Genomic DNA, 23,734 nt, shown 5'->3' with positions numbered 1-23,734 from the left:
TTTTGTTGATTTAAAGATAAATACAGTTTCGCTGAATTTCTAAATAAAATATTAACAATTACACCGGGTTTAACCTTATACCTTCCACCTCAAAACCCTCCACCTTTTTATTATCTTTACCGTGTGAGCAATACCATAATCAGCGTTAAAAACTTAACCAAGCAATATCAGGCAGAACAGGCCGGGGGGATTAAAAATGTAAGTTTCGAGATCAAAAGAGGCGATGTAGTGGCCATAATCGGAGAGAGTGGAAGTGGAAAATCGACTTTACTTAAATCCATCTACGGATTGCTGAAAACCGATGAAGGTGAAATCTTTTTCGAAAATCAAAGGGTTAAAGGCCCTGATGAACAACTCATTCCAGGCCATAAGCAGATGAAAATGGTTACGCAGGATTTTTCGTTGAATATTTATGCGAAAGTTTACGATAATATTGCCTCACAACTCTCCAATACCGATCTTAAAACGAAAGCCGAAAAAACGCTCCAGATTATGGAACATCTCCGGATTTCGCCACTCCAGAACAAAAAAATTATCGAGCTGAGTGGGGGAGAGCAGCAACGTGTGGCCATAGCTAAAGCAATGGTAGCTGATACACAGGTTTTACTTTTAGACGAACCTTTTAGCCAGGTTGATGCCTTACTTAAAAATCAGCTACGTGCCGATATCAAACGGGTAGCCTCCGAAACTGGTGTTACTGTAATTTTGGTTTCTCACGATCCAGCCGATGGTTTATTCCTGGCCGACCAGTTACTGATCCTGAAAAATGGCGAACTGCTGCAAACAGGAAAACCGGTAGAAATTTACCAGCACCCAAAACACATTTACACCGCTCAGATTTTAGGCAATGCTGTGGTTTTATCGAAAGCCGATGCCGAAAAAATTGGTTTAAAAACGGAAAAAGAATTCGTTGTGTTTTACCCCGAATGGGCCGAAATAAGCAATAGTTGGAGCAGTAGGCGCTATGAGGTAAAGGATGTGTACTACAAAGGCTTTTATGATGAACTGCTTTTAGAAAGAAATGGCGTGAACATTCGTGCCTTGCAACTGAACAAGGGAGAGCATAAAAAAAACGACCACGTTCAATTGAACATCAGTCGTTTTTTGGAGTTTTAATTGTAGTTATAGTTTTATGTTTTAATTAAAAAGTTATAATTATAATTATAACTTTTTAGTATATTTGATATGATTGTAATTATAATTATAACATGAATATACCAGCTGACATTTTAAATCGTGATAAATACATATCCCAAATACGACCTTTCATACGTAAAAACCTGATTAAGGTATTAACTGGGCAACGTAGGGTTGGAAAGAGTTATCTGATTTTTCAGATTATAAACAATATTATTGGACAGGATAAGGATGCAAATATTATTTACATTAATAAAGAAGATTTACAGTTCGATTTTATTCGAAATGCAAATGATCTGAATGATTACATCCTATCAAGAGTAAAACCTGATTTGCATAATTATATCTTTATAGATGAAATACAGGATATTGCTGATTTTGAAAAAGCGTTAAGATCACTTTTACTCGATCAAAATAATGATATATACATTACAGGTAGCAATGCTAAAATGCTTTCTGGAGAATTGGCTACTTACTTAAGCGGGAGATACGTTGAGTTTACCATTTACAGTTTGTCATATTCTGAGTTTTTATTGTTTCATAAATTGAAGAATAGTGACAAAAATATGGAGCACTATTTTAAGTATGGTGGGTTACCTTATCTGATTAATTTAACTTTAAATGAGCAGGCTTTTGAATATCTTAATAGCATTTATACAACTATTTTGTTTAGGGATGTTGTTTCCAGATATAATCTGAGAAATAGTAATTTCTTAGAGAAACTTGTTCTTTTCCTAGCAGATAATATTGGAAGTTTGTTTTCTGCCAAAAAAATAAGTGATTTTCTTAAATCTCAACAAACAAAAATAGCACCGAATCAAATACAGACTTATACAGGGTATTTGGTAAATGCATATATTATTCATGAGGTAGACCGTTATGATATTGTTGGGAAAAGGATTTTTGAAACAGGCAGTAAATTTTATTTTGAAAATACGGGCATTAGAAATGCCATTATTGGATATAGGCTGCAGGACTTAGGCAAACTACTCGAAAATGTAGTATATAATCATCTCCTATATTTGGGCTACAAAATAAAAGTTGGCACAATGAATACAAAGGAAATTGATTTTATTGGTGAGCGCAAACGTGAATTTATTTATGTCCAGGTAGCCTTAAAATTAGAAGATGAGTCAACCATCAAGCGTGAATTTGAAAACTTGCTTCTGATAGACAACAACTATCCAAAATATGTAATTACCAATAGTCAATTTAATGGGAATACATATCAAGGGATACAACATGTTTACATCCGCGACTTTTTAATGTGGGAAAATTAGAACATAAAAAAAAACGACCACGTTCAATTGAACATCAGTCGTTTCTTGGAGTTTTAAATACTAGTTATAAATCGTTTCCAACAAGAACTATTTTTACCCTTACTGTTGATGTAGGTTTTATCGGAGTTGTTGCCTGGTAATCTGAACTTTGGACATCGATAGATACCCCGCCTTTATATACTTCGAAGCTGTATGCATCAACATTATAAACAAATGGTAACGCGATATAACTTGCACCGCTATTGTAAGAAATGTAAACTAAGGTGCCTTCATTATCAATATGATATTGATCTATTTCCGGAACAGAAATATCTGCAGTAAATGTTTTTCCGTCATTGCTTAATACCCACGCGTTAGTAGATATATCTTTAACTACAGTTAAAATGGCATTGCCCGGTTGAACAATCGTGTCTTTTTTGCAGGAAGCCAGACCTAGTGTGGCAATGCAAAGCATTAAGATGGTAAGTTTTTTCATGTTGATTAGTGTTTATTTGTGTGTGTGATATTGGTATTACAAATCTGTTGCCAAAAAAAAATAATTGAAGATTTATGGATTAATTATTGTGCAACAGATTAAATACACAAATATTGGTACCCTATTTTTTAAAAATATGAAGCTCTTTTTTCGTCTCTTACCTTGGTTAATTTTAGTCGTAGCAGGGTATTTATTTATCTCCAAAAAGTTTAGTATTAATACCTCTGTAGAAAGCAAACATCAGCTTCTGGTAGAAAAAATTGAGACAATTGGTAAATTGGAGCTGGTAAGGTACCAGATCAGCGATGTTTTAGAACACAAAAATAAAACAGACTTTTTACCGGAAGCCAGTGTTTTATTGATTGTTAAAGCCGAAGCGGTAGGCTGTATCGATTTAACAAAAATTACGCGTGAAGATATTGATATTGATGCGGACACAGCTGTAGTAAATTTACCACAGCCCGAAATATGTTATGTGAAAATCGACCATAAAAACTCGCGTGTTTACGATACAAAAATGGCTTTCTTTCGGGAAGCGGGTTTGGTAGATGAAGCCTATAAAGCGGCCGAAAGACAGGTAACTGCTGAGGTTAAAAAATCGAGTATTTTAACACAGACTAAAACCAATGCTACAACCGTACTTAAACCAATTATTGAAGGTTTAGGTTATAAGAATGTGCGGTTTACCTTTGAATAAGGTGGAAGGTAAAAGGTTTAAGGCGGAAGGTTCCTAGCGATCGACACACTAGATCCCGTCATCTCGACCGAAACGCAGTGTAGGGGAGAGGTCTATCTCGAGACAGATTTAGCTTCGCTGAGCCTGCGAGTTCTCGACTTCGTTGCACTGCGCTCGAAATGACTACACTTTGAACTGCCAACCTCGGTCTTATTTCAAAAAATCTTCCCGATGTGGATTAAAAACATCGATCAATAATCCGGCTTCTAAGCAAAGCACACCATGAAATACGTTTGACGGAGCAAAAAAAACGTCACCTTCGTTTAAAATTTTCTTATCATCGCCCATGCTAACCTCAAAACTTCCTTTTGCTACGTAACTCATTTGTAGGTGAGGATGATTGTGGATAGAGCCAATGGCGTCTTTTTCAAAGTCTACCTTAACCAGCATCAACTGGTCATCATAAGCCATAATCTTGCGTTTAACGCCTGCTCCTAAATCTTCCCAATCAATATCGCTGTCAGAAATTAATGCTTTGTTGCTTAAGTCTTTGAAATTCATATTTTATATTTTTGCGTTAAAAAAAAAATCGTCATCTCGACTGGAACGCAGTGGAATGGAGAGATCTGTCTCGAGGTAGATTTAGCTTCGCTGAGCACTTCGTGGTTCTCGACTTCGCTGCACTTCGCTCGAAATGACGGATTTGATTTTGCGGTTATCCTTCAACAGGCTCAGGATGACAAAGGAATTAAATTATACTTTGTGTGCTTTGTGAAAAACTCTGCGCCCTTTGCGGTTAAACTTTTAAACCAAATATTCAAACAAAGTTTGGTCTTGGTTTAGTTCGATAATTTCGAATTTAAAATCTTTCATGCGTTGTAATAAACTTGCATAATCGTTTTTATTAGAAAGCTCGATACCAACCAATGCAGGGCCATTTTCTTTATTTGTTTTTTTAATAAACTCGAAACGGGTAATATCATCCTGTGGACCTAAAACCTCATTCACGAATAACTTTAAAGCCCCTGGTCTTTGTGGGAAACGTACAATGAAATAATGTTTCAAGCCTTCGAAAAGCAAAGATTTCTCTTTAATCTCCTGCATACGCTCAATATCGTTATTTCCACCACTTACGATACAGACTACCGTTTTACCAGCAATCTGGTCTTTAAGCTGATCTAATGCAGCCACAGACAGTGCTCCGGCAGGTTCAACCACAATGGCATCTTCGTTATACAATTTTAAAATGGTTGTGCAGATTTTTCCTTCTGGGATTAAATGCATCTGATCAAGCAGTTCCTTGCAATATTCGTAAGTGATATGGCCAATTCTTTTTACAGCGGCACCATCCACAAAACGATCTATCTCTTCTAAGGTAAAAGGGCCACCAAATTCCATAGCAGTAACCATTGATGGTGCACCCAATGGTTCAACACCTACCAATTTCACTTCGGGTTTAACGGTTTTCATGTAAGCACTCACGCCTGATGCCAAACCGCCACCACCTACAGGCATTACAATGATATCCAGATCAGGTAGGTCTTCATAAATCTCTACACCAACCGTTGCCTGGCCTTCAATTACCTTTTCGTCATCGAAAGGCGGAATAAAAGTGGCTGATTTTTCTGCACTGTAAGCTAAAGCTTCTTTTAAACAATCATCAAAAGTATCGCCAACTAAAACCACTTCAACATTGTCGCCACCAAACATGTAAGTCTGTTTAACCTTTTGTTTCGGCGTAATCTCTGGCATAAAAATAACACCCTTAATGCCCAGTTTTTTGCATGAATAGGCCACACCTTGCGCGTGGTTACCCGCACTTGCACAAACTACACCGTTAATTAATGCATCTTGTGGCAATGTGCTGATTTTATTGTAGGCACCACGTAATTTGTATGAGCGTACAATCTGCAGGTCTTCTCTCTTTAAATAAATATTGGCATTGTAATGCGCAGAAAGTCCGGCGTTAAACTCTAAAGGCGTGCGTTTTACCACGCCTTTTAACCGTTGCGATGCAGATAAAAAATCTAATGTATTCGGTGTTGTAGTATTCATAATTTAGTATCAAGAAGAGAGATATGAGTATCGAGACTAATATTTCACTTGTATTTTTTTGTAAAGCAGGGTTTGGTGTTCCATCGGTTGCAGCAGTCCTACTTTACATTTTATTCCACTGCGCTTCATGCCCATTTCATCCGATAGCTATCGGATCAGGTTTAGGAAGCAAGGTTTGTGTTTCAAACTTAAATCCCCCCTGCCCTTCCAAAGGGGGACACCCCTCAAAGTTTCTAAGGCAATTCGCTTTAGTCTTTAACGTTTCAGCTTTTACGCCAAATGCAAAGCAACCAATTGGTTTAGATCGTAATCGTTAATACCTTGTTTACTATCGGCTAAAACCAAAAATTGTTTGTAAACAATATCTAAATGATCTTTTTCCAATTTATGGCCTAAACGGTCTAAATGGTGTTTTAAGGCATGGCGTCCGCTTCTTGCAGTCAATACAATGGTTGCATCAGGGAAACCAACATCCTCTGGTTTAATAATTTCGTAGTTTTCACGGTTTTTCAAGAAACCATCCTGATGAATGCCTGAGCTATGTGAAAATGCGTTTCCACCAACAATTGCTTTGTTTGGTTGTACCGGCATATTCATCTGGTTACGCACCATATGGCTCATTTCATAGAAACGGGTAGCATCAATTTGGGTGTTTAAGCCTAAAATCTTGTGTGTTTTCAAAATCATGACGACTTCTTCCATAGATGTATTGCCTGCACGCTCTCCGATGCCGTTTATGGTACATTCTACCTGACGGGCACCATTTTGTAAACCTGCGATAGAGTTGGCTGTAGCCAAGCCTAAATCGTTGTGGCAATGCACAGAGATAATGGCTTTATCGATATTTTTTACATTCTCTTTCAAAAAAAGAATTTTCGAACCATATTGGTCTGGTAAGCAATAACCGTTGGTATCTGGAATATTTACCACGGTGGCACCGGCAGCAATTACTGCTTCAACCATTTTAGCTAAAAATTCGATATCTGCGCGGCCGGCATCCTCTGCATAGAATTCAACATCTTCCACAAATTTTTTCGAATACCTTACTGCTTCAACAGCACGTTCTAAGATTTCTTCGCGGGTGCTGTTAAATTTATGTTTAATGTGGAAATCGGATGAACCAATCCCAGTGTGGATACGTGGTCTTTTTGCATAACGTAAAGCATCTGCAGCAACGTCGATATCATTTTTATTTGCACGGGTTAACGCGCAGATAATCGGGTTGGTAACTGCTTTTGATAACTCAATTACGCTATTAAAATCTCCAGGACTAGATACCGGGAAACCAGCTTCAATCACATCAACACCTAAAAGCTCAAGTGATTTAGCGATTTCTACTTTTTGGTTTGTATCTAACTGGCAGCCTGGAACCTGCTCGCCGTCACGCAATGTCGTGTCGAAAATATAAACTTTGTTCGGGTCGTGAATCATAATCTTAAGTTTAGGAAGTGATTAATTTTTGTGATAAGAATTTAAGAACCAATTTGCCCATTTCGGCTGTGCCTAAAACTTTAAATCGGTTTGTATTTTGGTCGGCAATGTCATGTGTTCTAAAACCTTCTTTCAATACCTGGTCGATGGTATCAACCAATAATTTGGCTTCTTCTTTTAGTCCGAAGCCAATTTCTAACATTAACGCTGCCGATAGGATAGAGGCTAATGGATTAGCTAAATCTTTACCTGCAATATCATGTGCCGAACCGTGGATTGGCTCGAAGAAACCTGTGCTTTCGCCAACAGATGCCGAAGCCAGCATACCCATTGAACCTGCAATCTGCGAAGCTTCATCTGTTAAAATATCCCCAAATAAATTGGCGGTTAAAACCACGTCAAATTTTTTAGGGTTTTTGATCAACTGCATGGCTGCATTATCGATAAACATGTGTTCTGTTTCTACGTCAGGATATTGTTTGGCAATTTCCTGAACGGTTTCGCGCCATAAGCGGGAACTTTCTAAAACATTAGCTTTATCTACCGAACATAATCTTTTGTTACGTTGCTGTGCGGCCTGGTAAGCTTTATGTGCAATGCGTTCTACTTCATAGCGGTGATAAATCATTAAATCTGAAGCCGTATTACGATCCTCAGAGCGGGTTTTTTCACCAAAGTATACATCCCCGGTTAATTCGCGGAAGAACAAAATATCGGTTCCTCTTAAAATTTCCGGTTTAATGCTCGATGCTTGAAGAAGTTCATCAAATAGTAATATCGGGCGGAGATTAGCGAATAAACCCAGTTCCTTACGGATTTTTAACAGGCCTTGTTCTGGTCTAACTTTTAAACTTGGGTCATTGTCGTATTTGGCGTGACCAATTGCGCCAAAAAGGATAGCATCACTTTGTCTTGCTTTTTCTAAAGTTTCATCTGGCAAAGGCTCGCCAGTAACTTCAATAGCCGCATGGCCCATTAAAGCTTCTTCGAATACAAATTCGTGGCCAAAAATTTCGGCAATTTTCTCTAATGCTGCTTTTCCCCAAGTGGTAACCTCGGGCCCAATACCATCTCCAGGTATTACTAAAATGTTCTTCTTCATTGTTGACTCCTCTTTTGCTTTGCAATTTGCTTATTGGTTACCACGGAGGCACAGAAATCACAGAAAAATTTTGTTTCCGTGTTCACCGTGTTTCAGTGGCTAAGCTTGCATCAGCTTAATATTTCTGTGTTTAAACTTTCGACGACTTTCACCTCGCCTTTTTCTAACAATATTCTTTTTTCTATGCAGGTTGGCAGCTGCGATTCAAAATGGCCAACGTAAATTAAGGTCATCCCATTACTGCACAATTCATCAACCAATTGGTTAAAATACCGTGTTTGCTGTTGGTCCAAACCCTGGCAAGGTTCATCCAGAATTAATAGTTCCGGATTTTTTATAATTGTTCGCGCTAATAATACCAATCGTTGTTTGCCGAGTGGAAGTGCGGTTAATAATTCATCTTTGTTTTCGGCTAATCCAAAATATTCAATCAGCTCATCAACTTGTGCGCTTTTGGTATAAGGCAATTGCTGAAACAGGCCTACGGTATCATAAAAGCCCGAAGCAATACATTTCCAAACGGTTGAAGTGGCATCGAAGTACCAATGAAACTCTGGTGATATTAAACCAATGTGCTGCTTAATATCCCAAATGCTTTCGCCAGTTCCACGCCTGTTACCAAATAAATAAAGCTCGTTGGCATAAGATTGCGGGTGATCGCCATTTATTAAACTCAATAAAGTGGATTTTCCAGAGCCATTAGGGCCCTGCAATAACCATTTTTCGCCAGCTTTAATTTCCCAGTTGATATTTTTCAGCACCTGTTTTTCGCCATAACTGATGTTAACATCAACCATTTTCACCATATCATTTGATGAGTAAATTGGCGACTCCTTTAAAAAAGCGGGGATTTTCCTTTTATGTATTTCAGGTGGAAGATCTCCAATTTCTCTTGAAAATGAGGTTACAATCTGCCCGTCTATAATCTCCGCAAAACAATCGATGCTTGCAGGGAATTCTAAATCATTACAGATTAAAATTAATTGTACACCCTCTGCTGTAATCTGATCCAAAAGCGTATTCAGGTTTTTGCGCGATGCTTTATCTAAACCGGTATGAGGCTGATCGATAATTAACAATTGAGGTTTTAACCATAAGGCTTTAACCAACTGCAGTTTTTTATGTTCACCGCTTGATAATTCGATTAGCTGTGAACTGGCAAAAGTAGTAAAGCCCAGTGCTTCTAAAATGGGTTCAACCAAATCGAAATGAAGTCCTTTTTCTTTGCCGTAAGCTACCAGTTCTGCATGTACAGTTAAAGTATCATTGGCCTGTAAGCTAGTGTAGCGTTGCTGATAATAAAAGTTTGCAACACCTTCGAGGTTTTTAAACTGATACCAGCTTTCTACAAATAAAACTTCGGCCGGTAATTTACTTTGGGCGTCGTAATTGATTTCAATACTGCCCTGTGAAGGAATTAAACCTGCAATGGCTTTAGCCAAAGAAGTTTTTCCGCTGCCACTTTCACCCCATAAAACCCAGTTTTGGCACACATTTACTTCCCAATACAAATCCTTTAGCACCGCTTTATTGCGGTAACTTAAGTTTAGGTTTTGTATATAGACAAATGGTTTAAACATTATTTTTTCCTTTCGGGATGATTACACTGATTAGGCGATTACACTGATTTTTTTACTTTAGTCTTTCTGTTTTGGTCTTTCTGCTTTAGTCTTTTACCTTTTTCAGGCCTTCAACCTTTCTACCCTCTACCTTCTTCAAATTCTGTGATTAATTCTTTTTGGGCTAAGATGAAATCGATATCATCATAACCGTTTATCAAACATGATTTTTTGTAAGGATTGATCTCGAACGATTCGTGAGCACCAGTTTCTAGAATGGTAACCGTTTGATTTTCCAGATCAACTTCTAGGGCCGATTTTGGATTGTTTTCAACCGCTTTGAAAATCTGAGCCAAAAAATCGTCACTTACCTGAATGGGTAATAAACCATTGTTCAAAGCATTTCCTTTAAAGATATCGGCAAAGAAACTGCTGATTACTGCATCAAAACCAGCATCTTGAATAGCCCATGCAGCGTGCTCGCGACTACTGCCACAACCAAAGTTTTTTCCAGCTACTAAAACCTGACCGCTGTAGGTTGGGTTATTCATTACGAAATCAGCTTTAGGCTGGTTATCGTTTTCATAACGCCAATCGCGGAACAAGTTTTCGCCAAAACCCTCGCGGGTGGTCGCTTTTAGAAACCTCGCAGGGATAATCTGATCGGTATCGATGTTCTCTATATTTAAAGGCACTACTGCCGATGTTAATTTTGTGAATTTTTTCATGTCAATTAGTATCAAGTAGGGAGTACCAAGTAGCGAGACTTGTATTCCACTTTTTATCTTTAATCTTTAAGCCTTTTGCTTAATCCTGGTAATTTTATGCTCTAAGTTTTTACCCTCCGCCTTAAGCCCTACAACCCTCTACCATCTCAAAGTGTTCAACTGTTGGGAAAGGATCATAAAAGTGATGTAATAACTTTTTCCAATCCTGGTATTCTGCAGATCCCCTGAAACCTTTGGTATGTGCCTCCAGTGTTTTCCAGTTTACCAGCAGGATATATTTATTTTCTACCTCCACACATTTTTGAAGCTGATGCGAAATGTAACCTTCCATCGAAGAAATGATTTTTTGCGCTTCGCTAAAAGCTTTTTCAAAATCAGCCGATAACCCGGCTTTTACATTTAATATGGCAACTTCTAAAATTCCCAACCCCCTTAAGGGGGCTTTAAATTGAGTGCTGGTAATATTATTATTCATCTTGCTAAAGTCTCCTTTAGGGGATTTAGGGGTTAACCTTCTCCAAAAAATCCCTTACGTCAGTAATCTTTCCGGTTACGGCTGCTGCTGCTGCGGTAAGCGGACTGGCCAATAAGGTACGTGCATTTTGTCCTTGTCTGCCTTCAAAGTTTCTGTTTGATGTAGATACACAATATTTACCTGCAGGGATTTTATCTTCGTTCATTCCTAAACAGGCACTACAACCCGGTTCGCGTAACTGGAAACCAGCGGCTTCGAAAATTTTATCCAAACCTTCGTTTTTAGCTTGTTGCTCAACTTGTTTTGAACCTGGAACAATCCAAACAGTCACATTATCTGCTTTGCGTTTATCTTTAACAAAATCGGCAACTTCGCGTAAATCTTCAATGCGTGAGTTGGTACAGCTTCCAATGAACACATAATCAACCGGTTTCCCAATTAATGAAGAATCGTCATCAAAGCCCATATAATCTAACGCTTTCTGGTACGAAAGTTTTTCTTTTTCTGGTTGTGCGCCAGTGGCCGGAATATGTTCGTGAATACCCATACCCATTCCAGGGTTGGTACCATAGGTAATCATTGGTGCAATATCTGCCGCATCGAAAGTTAAAACACTATCGAATTTTGCATCAGCATCACTATATAATGTTTTCCAATAGGCCAGGGCTTTATCCCACTCTTCGCCGGCAGGAGCAAATTCTCTTCCTTTAATGTAATCGAAAGTGGTTTGATCTGGTGCAATTAATCCACCACGTGCACCCATTTCGATACTCATGTTACAGATCGTCATACGGGCTTCCATACTTAAAGCTTCGATTGCCGAACCTGCATATTCTATAAAATAACCTGTACCGCCTGCGGCAGAGATTTTGGCAATAATATATAAGATAATGTCTTTCGCGCCAACACCTTTTCCAAGCTCGCCGTTTACCTCAATTTTCATGGTTTTAGGTTTCGACTGCAATAAACATTGCGTTGCAAAAACCTGCTCTACCTGCGAAGTACCGATACCAAATGCAATTGCACCAAAGGCACCATGGGTTGAGGTATGGCTATCGCCGCAAACCATGGTTTTACCTGGTAAGGTGATGCCCAATTCAGGGCCGATAACATGCACAATACCCTGAAAAGGGTGACCTAAGCCATAAAGCTCCACACCAAATTCTGCACAGTTTTTCGTTAACATATCTACCTGATAGCGCGAAAGCTCCTCTTTAATTGGCAACAATTGATTTAACGTAGGTACATTATGATCGGCTGTCGCTACAGTCTGCTTCGGACGAAAAACAGGTAATCCTCTTTTGCGCAAACCATCAAATGCCTGCGGAGAGGTTACCTCGTGTATTAAGTGTGTATCAATGTATAAAATATCAGGAAATCCTTCTTCACTTTTTACAACGTGAGCATCCCAAATTTTTTCTACTAATGTTTTTGACATTTTAACCCCCTAGCCCCCTAAAGGGGGAATTTAAGTTTGTAATTATTATTTTTATAAGACCTGTCCAAAGTCCCCTCTCTTTTAGGAGAGGGGATTTAGGGGTGAGGTTATGCTGTTTTAATCGCTTTCATTGCAGTCATTGCTTTACGCAAGGTTGCTCCGATCTGCTCTACCTGGTGAGAGCGGATAGCCTCGTTGATATCGATTAATTGTCTGTTATCAACAGCGCCATCTTTACCTTCGTTGAAGTTTTTACCCACTAAATCAGTATCTACTTTTTTCATGAAATCACCTAAAAGTGGCTTACAAGCCTGATCGAACAAATAACAACCGTATTCAGCCGTATCAGAAATTACGCGGTTCATTTCGAACAATTTTTTACGTGCAATAGTATTGGCAATAAGTGGTGTTTCGTGTAACGATTCGTAGTAAGCCGACTCTGGTTTAATACCTGCCTGTACCATGGTTTCGAAAGCCAATTCAACACCAGCGCGAACAAAAGCAACCATTAAAGTATAGTTATCGAAATATTCCTGCTCACCGATTTTAACATCACCGGCAGGCGTTTTTTCGAAAGCGGTTTCGCCAGTTTCAGCTCTCCAAGCCAATAGGTTTTTATCACCATTTGCCCAATCTTCCATCATGATACGGCTAAATTCGCCACTCATAATATCATCCTGGTGTTTTTGGAATAATGGACGCATAATATCTTTCAATTCTTCCGAAATTTCGAAAGCTTTGATTTTAGCTACATTGCTTAATCTGTCCATCATAGCCGTAATACCACCTTGTTTTAAGGCTTCGGTAATTACCTCAACACCATATTGAACCAATTTAGAAGCATAACCTGCATCGATTCCTTTTTCTACCATTTTATCGAAAGATAGGATAGAACCTGTTTGTAACAAACCACAAAGGATGGTTTGCTCGCCCATTAAATCTGATTTTACCTCAGCTACGAAAGATGATTTTAATACACCGGCTCTGTGACCGCCTGTACCAGCACAATATGCTTTTGCCTGTGCCAATCCTTTACCTTGAGGATCGTTTTCAGGGTGAACTGCAATTAAGGTAGGAACACCAAAACCACGAACATATTCTGCTCTAACTTCGCTACCAGGGCATTTAGGTGCAACCATAATAACGGTTAAATCTTTACGGATCTGCATACCTTCTTCAACGATATTAAAACCGTGAGAATATAACAAAGTAGCACCTTCTTTCATTAAAGGCATAATTGCATTTACAACAGCAGTGTGTTGTTTATCTGGAGTAAGGTTAATTACTACATCTGCATTTGGAATCAGTTCTTCGTAAGTGCCAACTGTAAAATTGTTTTCAGTTGCATTTTTCCACGAATCGCGTTTGCCTTCAATTGCTTCCTTACGTAAAGTGTAGCTTACATCTAAACCACTATCTCTTAAATTTAAACCTTGGTTTAAGCCTTGTGCACCACAACCAACAATTACCAGTTTTTTGCCTTTTAATGCGCTAACGCCATCTAAAAATTCAGAACTGTCCATGAAGTCGCAAACACCTAATTGGTTTAATTTTTCTCTAAGAGGTAATGTGTTAAAATAATTTGCCATTGTTTTTTATTGGTTAATTTCTATTTAATTATCGTTATATATTCTTTTTTTTCCTTCGGTTTGATTACACAGATGAGGTGATTACACTGATTTTTTTATTATCGGTTCATATCTCATCTATCTCACATCTCCCAGTTTATACCAGTTTCTTCAGTGCCCATGCATAACCTTGGTGTACATTGTCGTGGCCAATAGTCGTGATCAGAATTTCTTCAATGCTGTTCATCTGTACGCCATAGGTAGCTGTTGTAAAAGGAGTGATGCTCGAAAATTTTTCGTTCGCATAATCTTCTTTTATTTTTTCAATGCTCTCCAATGCTATAACTTTTAGTTCTGCTACTTCTTCTTCTGTTACGGTGTAAGTTGGCTTCGTATCTTTTTTATAATACTCGTTAAATTTTACCGAGGTTGCATCTTGTAATATACCTGTACGAACATAACAAAGCGTTTGTGTGCTCACTACAATATGACCAAAGTTCCAGATGATGTTGTTGTTGTAACCATCGGGAATTTTATTCAATTCTTCAATTGTTAAACCATCTATTAACTTAATAAATGCCTTGCGTGAGTTTATTATAAAATCAAATACCTCGTTCATCATATTATAATTCGTATCTATCTAATTATCATTTTGTTTTTCAGCCTCACTTAATTCTTCGTTAAAGGTAATCTTGTTAAAGAACGGGTCGTTTACGGTTACTGCCCAGGTTCCGTAAAAAGTTTTCTCCAAACCTGGCCTGTTATACTTGTACTTTTTATCTATGATTTCTTTATGAAACGCTTTTAAACCTGTACAATCAATATGAATATGTGCACCTGGAGAACTATCTCCGTGATGTTCGCTCAAATGCAATTCAATCCCATTTAACGAAATCTGCATATAAACAGGGGTATTTTCTTCAAAAGTATGTTCCCAGTCTATTTTAAAGCCCAACCAGTTTACATAAAATTCAACTGCTTTATCGTAATCGAATATTCTTAAAATCGGTATGACTTTATTGCATTTCATATTCTTATTTTTCGTCGTTGCGAGGCCGCGTTTGTGTGAGCCGAAGCAATCTATTTGAACTAGTTTAAAAGATTGCTTCGTCGTTCCTCCTCGCAATGACGGATTTGTTGTGGTTTACATCGTAAAAATCTTCTGTCCTTTTTCTAAAAACTCGTTTTCTACCAATTCTTCACCTGGTTCGAAAGCTTCGAATTCCTTTAATTTTTCGTGGAAACCGGCACTGTCTTTAATAATTGCTACTCTGGCAGATCTCACAAATTCAATTAGTTCGTAAGGTTCTAAAGCTTTTACCAAAGCATCAGTTTCTTCGCGGTGACCAGTTACTGCAAAAACAGTATAATCTTTACGGATTACCACCGCGCTTGCACCATATTGTCTTAATAAACGCTCTACGGTTACTTTTTCTGCAATTTCATCTGTAGAAACTTTGTAAAGCGCCAGTTCCTGCCAGATAATTTCTTCGTTGGTGTTGAAATAAACTTTCAATACCTCAATCTGTTTTTCTATCTGACGGGCCAGCTTTCTCACTACTTCGTAACCTTCGTGGATAACGATGTTGAAACGGTGTATTCCTTCAATTTCTGATGCGGAACTGTTTAAACTTTCGATATTGATTTTTCTTTTCGAGAAAATAATCGCAATCCTGTTTAATAAACCAATGCGGTTTTCGGCATACACCGTAATGGTATATTCCTGCTTTCCGTCTAAATCGGCTTTATCTATTTTATGTTCTATTGTATTTTCAGTACTCATGATAATTTCTTTTTTACCTTAAACCTTAGGCCTTTGAACCTTCTACATTATTTCAGCCTGATTTCGCTTACACTCATTCCTTGAGGAACCATAGGGAAAACGTTGTTTTCTCTACCAACCATTACTTCTAATAAATAAGAACCTTCATGGTTGATCATGGTTTCTAGTGCAGTTCTTAGGTTTGCACGCTCATCAACTTTGCTCGCTTCGATATAGTACGATTTTGCTAAAGCCACGAAGTCAGGGCTGGTGATATTCACGAAAGAATAACGTTTATCATGAAAAAGTTGTTGCCATTGGCGAACCATACCTAAAAAGCGGTTGTTCAAGATCAGAATTTTTACTGCTGCGCCGAACTGCATAATGGTACCCAATTCCTGAGGTGTCATCTGAAAACCACCATCACCAATAATTGCGATAACCGTTTTGTCAGGTGCACCATATTTAGCACCAATTGCTGCTGGTAAACCAAAACCCATTGTACCTAAACCACCAGAAGTGATGTTGCTGCGGGTATTATTGAATTTAGCATAACGACAGGCCACCATTTGGTGTTGACCAACATCGGTAACGATTACGGCATCGCCACCGCAGATTTCGTTGATGTTGCGTAATACTTCGCCCATAGTCATTTCATCACCTGTAGGGTAAAGTTCAGGAGTAATGACCTGATCTATTTCCTGTTGGTTATAATCTCTAAACTTGGCTAACCAGTCTTCGTGTTTATTTTCGTTAACCAGATTGGTTAGTAGGGGTAAGGTTTCTTTACAGTCGCCCCAAACACCAACTTCTGCTTTAACATTTTTATCAATTTCGGCAGGGTCGATATCTAAATGCACCACTTTAGCTTGTTTAGCATATTTATCTAAACGACCGGTTACACGGTCATCAAAACGCATCCCGATGGCAATAATTACATCAGCTTCGTTGGTTAATACGTTTGGCCCGTAATTACCGTGCATGCCTAACATACCTACATTTAGCGGATGTGAAGTTGGGATAGCACCTTCGCCCATAATGGTCCATGCAGCTGGGATTCCTGATTTATTGATAAAAGCTTTAAATTCTTCTTCAGCTTTACCTAAAATAACACCTTGTCCAAATAGAATGAAAGGTTTTTTTGCTGAATTGATTAATTCGGCTGCCTGCTCGATATATTCAACCCTAACTTTTGGTTTCGGGCGATAACTGCGGATGTGATTGCATTTTACATATTCAGGAAATTCCTCCAATTGTAACTGTGCATTTTTGGTAATGTCGATCAGTACAGGGCCTGGCCTGCCGCTTTTTGCAATGTAAAAAGCTTTAGCCAATACTTCCTGAATTTCTTTGGCATCAGTAACCTGATAGTTCCATTTTGTAACTGGAGTGGTTATATTAATTACATCGGTTTCCTGGAAAGCATCTGTTCCCAATAAGTGAGCGAAAACCTGTCCGGTGATACAAACCAATGGCGTACTGTCTATCTGTGCATCTGCTAAACCGGTAACCAAATTGGTTGCACCTGGCCCGCTGGTTGCGAAAACAACACCAACTTCGCCGCTTGCTCTTGCAAAACCCTGAGCAGCGTGGATACCACCTTGCTCATGGCGAACTAAGATGTGTTCTAATTTATCGGCATAATCATAAAGAGCATCATAAATAGGCATGATTGCTCCCCCTGGATAACCGAAAATGGTGGTTACACCTTCTTCAATTAATCCATTCAACAAAACTTGCGAGCCTGTTCCTTTGAATAAGGTTTTTGAGGTTTCTGCTTTCGCCTCGTTTTGTTGTATTGTATCTTGTGCAGTTTCCATAGTTATGTTTTTGCGGTTCTACTATTCTTTAATTTTAAACCCAATTCTTTGTCTGTCGTTCCATTTTAATTGAGCAATTTTATCGTCTATTAAATTTTCCATTGCATCATAAAGCTCGTTGAGCTGAACATCATGTTCGCCAATCCGTTCTTTAATTTCTGTCAATTGTTCGTTAAGGTTGCTTTGCTTCAGCAAAATTTTCCGAACATCAACAAAGGCCCTCATAATGGCAATGTTCATATTAATCGCCTTATCGCTCTTTAAAACACCACTCAACATGGCTACACCTTGCTCTGTAAAGGCATAAGGCATTTTTCGGGTACCTCCCCAACTTGAAGTCACAAATTGTGACTTCAAGTTGGTTCCGCCTGTCATCACTATTTGTGATGATGTACCTTGATTACTTGCATCAATATGAAGTCTTATCTCTTCAAACTCAGCAGAAGTTAACTGAAACATAAAATCATCTGGAAAACGCTTTATGTTACGTTTTACCGCCTGATTCAGTGCCTTCGTTTCAACTTCATAAAGTGATGCCAAATCGAAATCTAACATTACTCTTTCTCCCCGGATTTCATAAATCCTATTCTGAATACTTTTAATTATTTGCATAATCTATTTTCTTAGTAATCAATTAATCTGGGGATGATTTTTTGATTTTAATATTCGTCAGTTACGCAACCGCTGGCTGCGTCTGAAACTGTTTTAGCATATTTATATAAAACACCTTTTGTTACTTTTAATGCTGGTTGTACATAGTTTTTTCTACGCTCGGCAATCACTTCATCACTTACTTGTAAGCTAATGATGTTGTTTACTGCATCGATCAAAATCCGGTCTTCATCTTCCACCAGGCCGATTAAGCCACCTTTGTAAGATTCAGGCGTGATGTGGCCAACCACAAAACCGTGTGTACCACCAGAGAAACGTCCGTCAGTAATTAAAGCCACTGATTTGCCTAAACCTGCACCAATAATTGCTGAGGTTGGTTTTAACATTTCTGGCATACCTGGTGCACCTACCGGGCCAGAATTTTTAATTACGATTACATCACCAGGTTGAACACGTCCGCTAGAAATTCCGGCGATTAGATCGTGTTCACCATCAAATACGCGTGCAGGCCCCTCAAATTTCTCACCTTCTTTACCACTTATTTTTGCAACAGAACCTTTTTCTGCCAGGTTTCCGTAAAGAATCTGTAAGTGACCTGTTGCTTTAATTGGCTCACTTAGCTTCTGAATGATTTTTTGATCATAATCCATGATCGATTTTACGTCAGCCAAATTCTCAGCTACAGTTTTTCCGGTTACGGTTAGGCAATCGCCATGTAATAAACCCTCGTTCAATAAATATTTGAGTACTGCAGGGATACCTCCATACTGATGTAAATCCTGCATTAAGTATTTTCCACTAGGTTTGAAATCGGCAAGTACAGGTGTTACATCGCTCATGCGTTGGAAATCATCCTGGGAGATTTCGATACCGATAGCTTTACCCATTGCAATAAAATGCAATACTGCATTCGTACTGCCACCTAAAATAATAATAGAACGAATGGCATTTTCAAATGCTTTTCTCGTCATGATATCAGATGGTTTGATATCTTTCTCTAATAAGATTTTGATGTATTTACCCGCATCTAAACATTCTTGTTTTTTTTCTGGGCTGATTGCTGGGTTTGAAGATGAATAAGGCAAACTCATACCTAAAGCCTCTATTGCTGATGCCATTGTGTTTGCAGTATACATCCCTCCGCAGGCACCTGCACCAGGGCAGGTATGTTTTATGATGCCCTGGTAATCTTCCTCAGAAAGGTTGCCACAAATTTTCTGCCCTAAGGCTTCGAAAGCCGAAACAATGTTCAATTCTTCGCCTTTGTAATGGCCTGGGGCAATTGTTCCACCATAAACCATAATTGAAGGGCGATCCAAGCGTGCCATGGCCATGATCGCGCCGGGCATATTTTTATCACAGCCAGGGATAGAGATAATTCCATCGTAGTATTGACCACCGCAGATGGTTTCGATGCTGTCAGCTATTACGTCACGGCTTACTAATGAGTAACGCATGCCATCTGTACCGTTGCTCATCCCATCACTTACGCCAATGGTATTAAAAACCAAGCCCACTAAATCATTATTCCAGACCCCTTTTTTCACATCTTTTGCAAGATCGTTAAGGTGCATATTGCAGGTGTTACCATCGTAACCCATACTTGCAATACCGACCTGTGCTTTAGCCATATCAGCATCAGTTAATCCGATTCCGTAAAGCATAGCTTGCGCTGCGGGTTGTGTAGGGTCTTGTGTAAATGTTTTACTGTACTTGTTTAATTCGCTCATTGTTTAAATTGTATGTATGCTGTTGTATTTCAATTATTTCTTTTTGAGGCAAAAAAAAACCGCCTCTTGTGGGAGGCGGTTTCGATGTGGTATATTTTTTATATTATACGCAACGATTTCCACCTCTCTTTTGAGAAATGACAATAATTAGGTTGCTAATAATGTTTGTGTTTATATTCATGTTTTTGATGAATCACAAACATACTAACTATTTAAAAAAGTAAAGAACTATTTAGTCTTATTTATTTTTTTACTCCGATCGCGATTCCTGTTGCCCAAACCTGCTTGGTTAAGTGCAGATCTTCGCGGGATTCTAAATCTTTGATCAATTTTATAGCTTTATCCTGGTGGCCATCAGGCCAATTCGATTGTGGCAGCATATCATCGATGATGTAAAGTCCGCCGGTATTAAGCATAGATAAAGCTTCCTCTAAAAGCAGGTATTTCCCATGCCATGTATCAGCAAAAATATAATCGAACTTTTTGTCTTTATTCTTTTCAATCCATTCGGCACCATCGGTATCAAGCAATGTTAAACGATCGTCGCCACCAAGAAATGTTTTGGCAATGGCTAAAAATTTAGCATCGTTATCAATCGAGGTCAATGTACTTTCTTGATCTAAACCATCTAAAATCCATGAAGTAGACAAGCCTGTACCCGTTCCAAGCTCCAGAAATTTACCTGAAGGCTTTGTAGCAGCAAGTGTTCTGAGCAAAGAGCAGGTCAACACATCAGAAGCCATGTCAAATCCTGATGCTTTTGTTGCACCATTAATTTGCTGATAGGCTTTCGGGAAGTGTTGATTGATTTCTTCGGTCATCTGCTTTTAATCGCTTTCTATTATTTAATTATTTTGTTACTGGTTGATGGTTTTTTAGTCGATGGTTTATAGCTTAATTGGCCATCAACAATGAACTATTTAACTATCAGCCAGTATGCTTCTCGCTATATAATCACTTCGTAATTCACTTTTTCGAGTACAAGGTTTTTATAAGCTCGCTGTATGGTATAACCGAGAGATTCTCTCCACAATGGGCGATATACAATATCATCAATTGATGCTATACCTGCTATTTCAGTTGCTGTTCCACATAAGAAAGCGCTGTCCGCATTTTTAAGATCTTCTATGGTTAATTTTTTCTCAATGCATTCTATATCCAGAACGGTGCAAAGTTCTTTTACGGTTGCACGTGTAATACCTGGTAAAATATTTCCTAACGATGGTGTAAACAGTTTTCCGTCTTTTTCAAGAAAGATGTTCGCTCCAGATGCCTCGGCAACAAAACCGTGCATATCTAAAAGCAAAGCTTCGTCATAACCTTTAATATTTGCCGCTGTAGTAGCTAAAATAGAATTAACATAGTTTCCACTCAATTTCGCCTCCATTGGAATCGATTTTGGGTTTGGTCTTTCATAATCAGAAACTGTTAATTTTAACAATTTGTTGCCAGAATATGCATCCCATTCCCAGGCACAGATTAAGATCGAAACCCCACTAGGCTCGTTTAATTTCATGTTTGGGTGGCAAAATACCAAGGGGCGGATATAAGCATCTTTTAGTTTGTTTAACTGAAGTAATTTATAGGTTGCAGCAATTAATTCTTGTTTATCCCATGGGAAAGGAATGTTTGCCAACTGGCAAGAACGCTCTAAGCGATCGAAATGGGCAGCAGCTTTGAAAATGCGGTTACCGTTGTGTGTTTTATAGGCTCTAATACCCTCGAAAGCAGCATAGCCGTAGTGTAGCGACTGCCCGTAAAGGTCAGTACTGCTATTTACAGCCTTTTCAAACTGTCCGTCAAGGTAAATAATCGTATTAGAATTATAGTATTTCATCTGTTTATTCTTATTGTTTTAACCGTCAGATGGAGCTTATCATGATAAATAAGCATTCCATTTTTTTATTTTGACTATTTATCATGGGCGGTTCATAATACTGTCCTTTTGTTATTTAAAAAAAGCGTCCCGTTTGTATCGGGACGCTTTAGGTATATTTAGTTTTTTAAAATCTATTTAAACTGCGTCCGCTTGTTGCCCCATAAAATGTTTAGGAGTAGGAGGTTAAGTAAAATGACAGGTAACAACACTACATTACCAGCTGCTTTTGCAGTAGTAGCGGTAGAAAATACGTTGTTCTGAATGGTCATTTTTATCTTATTGTTTATAAAAACCAATTTAGTTTTTGGTTCATTAATATGCAAGAGAAATCAGAAAAAAGTTAAATAAGAATATTATTCTGAAAATATATTAACAATCGGAATATTATTCTTAACTATTATTGGATTAGTTATTTAATGCCGATAGCCGTAGACCAAATATCAAAACGGTATACGGTATGTTTGTTATGCTTGCATTATAAATTTTCTGTTTTTCTGCCTAAAACGAGCTAATGGCGATGTAAAATTGAAAATTCAGGCGATATTTTGACGTTAAAATGCGAAGCATTATTGATGTTTTCTTGGTGCATATCATGGTATTATTAAACTCCTTTGATTGCTTATTGGAAATAGTTATGTAATTTAATATTAGAAACTATTCCTATGAAAATAATTTATATCCTTTCGATTCTTTTAATCGGATTATTTAGTGGATGTTCCCCATCAGATTCAACCGCCCATCTCAAAATGGGAAACCAAACCATTTTAACTTCTGATACAATAAAGTTATCTGTTAAGGTAGCAGGCAAAGGCCCTGTTTGTATCTATTTGCATGGAGGCCCTGGTCAGGATTTTCTTTCTTTTGAAAAAATGGGTGGGGCTAACCTGGAGAAATGTTTAACGATGGTTTATCTGGATCAAAGAGGATCTGGTCGTTCGCAAAATGCAAAAAATTATAGTTTAGACCGGATCGTTCAAGATATTGAAGAACTGCGGTTAAAATTGGGCGCAGAAAAAGTGTACTTACTTAGTCATTCGTTCGGTGGTGTTCTGGCTATAAATTATGCGCTGAAGTATCCCGGACATTTATCTGGCATCATCATGGCGAATACAATAGCCCATTTTATGAATCCAAATCAGGTTAAGGAACAAATTGAATATGGATACTGGTTATTGAAAAAGGATACCATGATAAATGAAACAGATTTTAAAAAATTAATGAATGAAGCGGCGCTGGTTAGAAAAAAGTTAAGCGCAGTGCATCTTGGGTATAAATATATTGCTAATGATGTAAATACCATTATCAAAATGGACAGCATCGAAAATTCCTATAAGCGTACATCAGATTTCGGAATGACACTTTTTATGCCTTTGATGGATAGCACAAAGGCGCAACAGTATCCTGAATATTTTAAAGATTATGCTTTACTTACCAGTGAAATTAAAACGCCGGCCTTAATTATAACGGGTAAGGATGATCGCGCTGTTGGACCAAATTATTATAAAAATTATCAATTCCCCAATCAAAAAGTAGTGCAGATAGATGGTTCGCACATGCTTTATTACGAAAAGAATAAGGAATTTACTGCGGCGGTTTGTGATTTTGTTAAACAATAACATAAAACAAAAAACCTCCCTGATTTTTAAATCGGGAGGCTTTCTAAATGTTTAATTATTTTGCTTAAGCGACGCCTTCAGCTAAAACCACAATTTTATTGTGAATAGCTTCTACTACACCGCCTTTAATAAAAAAGCGTTGCTCATCAGCTTTGTTTGCTTTTATAATAACTTCTCCATCTTCTAAAGTAGAGATGATAGGAGCATGGTCTTTTAAAATCTGGAAAGAGCCTAAAGTACCAGGAACCGTAACCGCTGTTACTTCACCTTCGAAAACTTTTTTATCTGGAGTTAATATTTCTAAATTCATTTTTTTTAGATTTAAGTATCAAGTAGCTAGTATCAAGTATCAAGATCGTGTTAGTATTCCTGGTACTTAATACTCAAATCT

General features: G+C 38.1%; 24 protein-coding genes. 4 read left to right on the top strand and 20 right to left on the bottom strand.

All coding sequences use genetic code 11. The annotated features are described in order from the left end of the window. Positions 1-123: 123 nt before the first annotated feature. Together AC1RJ8_RS18235 and AC1RJ8_RS18230 are read left to right on the top strand one after the other, a co-directional pair. Complete coding sequence (locus AC1RJ8_RS18235) at positions 124-1,116, top strand: ABC transporter ATP-binding protein (RefSeq protein WP_492954792.1); 993 nt, start codon at positions 124-126, stop codon at positions 1,114-1,116. Positions 1,117-1,208: 92 nt separating this feature from the next. Next, on the top strand, positions 1,209-2,417 hold the full coding sequence (locus tag AC1RJ8_RS18230) for an ATP-binding protein (RefSeq protein ID WP_492954793.1): 1,209 nt from the start codon (positions 1,209-1,211) through the stop codon (positions 2,415-2,417). A gap of 64 nt (positions 2,418-2,481) precedes the next feature. Here the strand turns inward: AC1RJ8_RS18230 and AC1RJ8_RS18225 are convergent, their stop codons facing one another. Then, on the bottom strand, positions 2,482-2,892 hold the full coding sequence (locus tag AC1RJ8_RS18225; RefSeq protein ID WP_492954794.1) for a hypothetical protein: 411 nt from the start codon (positions 2,890-2,892) through the stop codon (positions 2,482-2,484). Positions 2,893-3,028: 136 nt separating this feature from the next. Between AC1RJ8_RS18225 and AC1RJ8_RS18220 the strand changes: the two genes are divergently transcribed. Continuing rightward, positions 3,029-3,589: a DUF4230 domain-containing protein gene (locus tag AC1RJ8_RS18220; RefSeq protein WP_492954795.1), complete on the top strand. Its 561-nt coding sequence runs from the start codon at positions 3,029-3,031 to the stop codon at positions 3,587-3,589. Between the two features lie 189 nt (positions 3,590-3,778). Here the strand turns inward: AC1RJ8_RS18220 and AC1RJ8_RS18215 are convergent, their stop codons facing one another. The 18 genes from AC1RJ8_RS18215 to AC1RJ8_RS18130 form a co-directional block, all read right to left on the bottom strand. Continuing rightward, on the bottom strand, positions 3,779-4,129 hold the full coding sequence (locus tag AC1RJ8_RS18215; protein WP_492954796.1) for a cupin domain-containing protein: 351 nt from the start codon (positions 4,127-4,129) through the stop codon (positions 3,779-3,781). 243 nt (positions 4,130-4,372) lie between these two features. Then, the gene (gene ilvA, locus AC1RJ8_RS18210) at positions 4,373-5,623 is read right to left on the bottom strand and encodes a threonine ammonia-lyase IlvA (protein WP_492954797.1); all 1,251 of its coding nucleotides are present in this window, start codon (positions 5,621-5,623) and stop codon (positions 4,373-4,375) included. A 270-nt stretch (positions 5,624-5,893) separates the two neighbouring features. Further along, positions 5,894-7,054, bottom strand: coding sequence for a 2-isopropylmalate synthase (locus AC1RJ8_RS18205; protein WP_083488690.1), 1,161 nt, complete (start codon positions 7,052-7,054; stop codon positions 5,894-5,896). A 10-nt stretch (positions 7,055-7,064) separates the two neighbouring features. Then, on the bottom strand, positions 7,065-8,156 hold the full coding sequence (gene leuB / locus AC1RJ8_RS18200) for a 3-isopropylmalate dehydrogenase (RefSeq protein ID WP_147224934.1): 1,092 nt from the start codon (positions 8,154-8,156) through the stop codon (positions 7,065-7,067). A 110-nt stretch (positions 8,157-8,266) separates the two neighbouring features. Continuing rightward, positions 8,267-9,736 carry an ATP-binding cassette domain-containing protein gene (locus AC1RJ8_RS18195; protein ID WP_492954798.1) on the bottom strand — a complete coding sequence of 490 codons (1,470 nt, stop codon included), beginning with the start codon at positions 9,734-9,736 and terminating at the stop codon, positions 8,267-8,269. A gap of 119 nt (positions 9,737-9,855) precedes the next feature. After that, positions 9,856-10,443: a 3-isopropylmalate dehydratase small subunit gene (gene leuD / locus AC1RJ8_RS18190; RefSeq protein WP_492954799.1), complete on the bottom strand. Its 588-nt coding sequence runs from the start codon at positions 10,441-10,443 to the stop codon at positions 9,856-9,858. A 121-nt stretch (positions 10,444-10,564) separates the two neighbouring features. After that, positions 10,565-10,918 carry an antibiotic biosynthesis monooxygenase family protein gene (locus AC1RJ8_RS18185; RefSeq protein ID WP_492954800.1) on the bottom strand — a complete coding sequence of 118 codons (354 nt, stop codon included), beginning with the start codon at positions 10,916-10,918 and terminating at the stop codon, positions 10,565-10,567. A 25-nt stretch (positions 10,919-10,943) separates the two neighbouring features. Beyond that, on the bottom strand, positions 10,944-12,356 hold the full coding sequence (leuC, locus tag AC1RJ8_RS18180) for a 3-isopropylmalate dehydratase large subunit (protein ID WP_492954801.1): 1,413 nt from the start codon (positions 12,354-12,356) through the stop codon (positions 10,944-10,946). A 107-nt stretch (positions 12,357-12,463) separates the two neighbouring features. Next, positions 12,464-13,945, bottom strand: coding sequence for a ketol-acid reductoisomerase (ilvC, locus tag AC1RJ8_RS18175; protein WP_029276477.1), 1,482 nt, complete (start codon positions 13,943-13,945; stop codon positions 12,464-12,466). 136 nt (positions 13,946-14,081) lie between these two features. After that, positions 14,082-14,546, bottom strand: a complete 465-nt coding sequence (locus AC1RJ8_RS18170) for a DinB family protein (protein ID WP_492954802.1) — start codon at positions 14,544-14,546, stop codon at positions 14,082-14,084. Between the two features lie 18 nt (positions 14,547-14,564). Continuing rightward, a complete protein-coding gene (locus tag AC1RJ8_RS18165; RefSeq protein WP_492954803.1) occupies positions 14,565-14,954 on the bottom strand; it encodes a glyoxalase superfamily protein in 390 nt (129 codons plus the stop codon). A 114-nt stretch (positions 14,955-15,068) separates the two neighbouring features. Beyond that, complete coding sequence (gene ilvN, locus AC1RJ8_RS18160; RefSeq protein ID WP_440827337.1) at positions 15,069-15,707, bottom strand: acetolactate synthase small subunit; 639 nt, start codon at positions 15,705-15,707, stop codon at positions 15,069-15,071. A 47-nt stretch (positions 15,708-15,754) separates the two neighbouring features. Beyond that, positions 15,755-17,506 (bottom strand): biosynthetic-type acetolactate synthase large subunit, encoded by a 1,752-nt coding sequence (gene ilvB / locus AC1RJ8_RS18155; protein ID WP_492954804.1) that lies wholly within the window; start codon positions 17,504-17,506, stop codon positions 15,755-15,757. A gap of 21 nt (positions 17,507-17,527) precedes the next feature. Next, complete coding sequence (locus tag AC1RJ8_RS18150; protein WP_492954805.1) at positions 17,528-18,118, bottom strand: ORF6N domain-containing protein; 591 nt, start codon at positions 18,116-18,118, stop codon at positions 17,528-17,530. 47 nt (positions 18,119-18,165) lie between these two features. Next, positions 18,166-19,848 carry a dihydroxy-acid dehydratase gene (gene ilvD / locus AC1RJ8_RS18145; protein WP_492954806.1) on the bottom strand — a complete coding sequence of 561 codons (1,683 nt, stop codon included), beginning with the start codon at positions 19,846-19,848 and terminating at the stop codon, positions 18,166-18,168. 242 nt (positions 19,849-20,090) lie between these two features. Continuing rightward, positions 20,091-20,669, bottom strand: coding sequence for an O-methyltransferase (locus tag AC1RJ8_RS18140; protein ID WP_492954807.1), 579 nt, complete (start codon positions 20,667-20,669; stop codon positions 20,091-20,093). Between the two features lie 125 nt (positions 20,670-20,794). Next, complete coding sequence (gene ilvE, locus AC1RJ8_RS18135; RefSeq protein ID WP_131031715.1) at positions 20,795-21,685, bottom strand: branched-chain-amino-acid transaminase; 891 nt, start codon at positions 21,683-21,685, stop codon at positions 20,795-20,797. A 173-nt stretch (positions 21,686-21,858) separates the two neighbouring features. Then, entirely contained in the window at positions 21,859-21,996 is a 138-nt protein-coding gene (locus tag AC1RJ8_RS18130) for a hypothetical protein (RefSeq protein WP_492954808.1), read from the bottom strand. 477 nt (positions 21,997-22,473) lie between these two features. On the opposite strand from AC1RJ8_RS18130, the gene AC1RJ8_RS18125 reads away from it, so the two are divergent. Beyond that, positions 22,474-23,343 carry an alpha/beta fold hydrolase gene (locus AC1RJ8_RS18125; RefSeq protein ID WP_492954809.1) on the top strand — a complete coding sequence of 290 codons (870 nt, stop codon included), beginning with the start codon at positions 22,474-22,476 and terminating at the stop codon, positions 23,341-23,343. 64 nt (positions 23,344-23,407) lie between these two features. Here the strand turns inward: AC1RJ8_RS18125 and atpC are convergent, their stop codons facing one another. Further along, on the bottom strand, positions 23,408-23,653 hold the full coding sequence (gene atpC / locus AC1RJ8_RS18120; RefSeq protein ID WP_029276466.1) for an ATP synthase F1 subunit epsilon: 246 nt from the start codon (positions 23,651-23,653) through the stop codon (positions 23,408-23,410). Positions 23,654-23,734 lie beyond the last annotated feature (81 nt).

The organism is Pedobacter sp. GW822-FHT03F06 (genome assembly GCF_058801365.1).
The sequence above is the reverse complement of the archived record's forward strand: the minus strand, read 5'-3'. Positions and strand labels throughout refer to the sequence as shown.

What these genes read in the sequence shown, in the direction of transcription:
- AC1RJ8_RS18140 (WP_492954807.1), bottom strand. Translation starts at nt 20,669, where the DNA reads ATGACCGAAGAAATCAATCAACACTTCCCGAAAGCCTATCAGCAAATT.
- ilvN (WP_440827337.1), bottom strand. Translation starts at nt 15,707, where the DNA reads ATGAGTACTGAAAATACAATAGAACATAAAATAGATAAAGCCGATTTA.
- AC1RJ8_RS18215 (WP_492954796.1), bottom strand. Translation starts at nt 4,129, where the DNA reads ATGAATTTCAAAGACTTAAGCAACAAAGCATTAATTTCTGACAGCGAT.
- AC1RJ8_RS18150 (WP_492954805.1), bottom strand. Translation starts at nt 18,118, where the DNA reads ATGCAAATAATTAAAAGTATTCAGAATAGGATTTATGAAATCCGGGGA.
- AC1RJ8_RS18230 (WP_492954793.1), top strand. Translation starts at nt 1,209, where the DNA reads ATGAATATACCAGCTGACATTTTAAATCGTGATAAATACATATCCCAA.
- leuD (WP_492954799.1), bottom strand. Translation starts at nt 10,443, where the DNA reads ATGAAAAAATTCACAAAATTAACATCGGCAGTAGTGCCTTTAAATATA.
- ilvC (WP_029276477.1), bottom strand. Translation starts at nt 13,945, where the DNA reads ATGGCAAATTATTTTAACACATTACCTCTTAGAGAAAAATTAAACCAA.
- AC1RJ8_RS18185 (WP_492954800.1), bottom strand. Translation starts at nt 10,918, where the DNA reads ATGAATAATAATATTACCAGCACTCAATTTAAAGCCCCCTTAAGGGGG.
- AC1RJ8_RS18165 (WP_492954803.1), bottom strand. Translation starts at nt 14,954, where the DNA reads ATGAAATGCAATAAAGTCATACCGATTTTAAGAATATTCGATTACGAT.
- leuB (WP_147224934.1), bottom strand. Translation starts at nt 8,156, where the DNA reads ATGAAGAAGAACATTTTAGTAATACCTGGAGATGGTATTGGGCCCGAG.
- leuC (WP_492954801.1), bottom strand. Translation starts at nt 12,356, where the DNA reads ATGTCAAAAACATTAGTAGAAAAAATTTGGGATGCTCACGTTGTAAAA.
- ilvD (WP_492954806.1), bottom strand. Translation starts at nt 19,848, where the DNA reads ATGAGCGAATTAAACAAGTACAGTAAAACATTTACACAAGACCCTACA.
- AC1RJ8_RS18225 (WP_492954794.1), bottom strand. Translation starts at nt 2,892, where the DNA reads ATGAAAAAACTTACCATCTTAATGCTTTGCATTGCCACACTAGGTCTG.
- atpC (WP_029276466.1), bottom strand. Translation starts at nt 23,653, where the DNA reads ATGAATTTAGAAATATTAACTCCAGATAAAAAAGTTTTCGAAGGTGAA.
- AC1RJ8_RS18195 (WP_492954798.1), bottom strand. Translation starts at nt 9,736, where the DNA reads ATGTTTAAACCATTTGTCTATATACAAAACCTAAACTTAAGTTACCGC.
- AC1RJ8_RS18220 (WP_492954795.1), top strand. Translation starts at nt 3,029, where the DNA reads ATGAAGCTCTTTTTTCGTCTCTTACCTTGGTTAATTTTAGTCGTAGCA.
- AC1RJ8_RS18125 (WP_492954809.1), top strand. Translation starts at nt 22,474, where the DNA reads ATGGGAAACCAAACCATTTTAACTTCTGATACAATAAAGTTATCTGTT.
- AC1RJ8_RS18205 (WP_083488690.1), bottom strand. Translation starts at nt 7,054, where the DNA reads ATGATTCACGACCCGAACAAAGTTTATATTTTCGACACGACATTGCGT.
- ilvA (WP_492954797.1), bottom strand. Translation starts at nt 5,623, where the DNA reads ATGAATACTACAACACCGAATACATTAGATTTTTTATCTGCATCGCAA.
- AC1RJ8_RS18170 (WP_492954802.1), bottom strand. Translation starts at nt 14,546, where the DNA reads ATGATGAACGAGGTATTTGATTTTATAATAAACTCACGCAAGGCATTT.
- ilvE (WP_131031715.1), bottom strand. Translation starts at nt 21,685, where the DNA reads ATGAAATACTATAATTCTAATACGATTATTTACCTTGACGGACAGTTT.
- AC1RJ8_RS18130 (WP_492954808.1), bottom strand. Translation starts at nt 21,996, where the DNA reads ATGACCATTCAGAACAACGTATTTTCTACCGCTACTACTGCAAAAGCA.
- ilvB (WP_492954804.1), bottom strand. Translation starts at nt 17,506, where the DNA reads ATGGAAACTGCACAAGATACAATACAACAAAACGAGGCGAAAGCAGAA.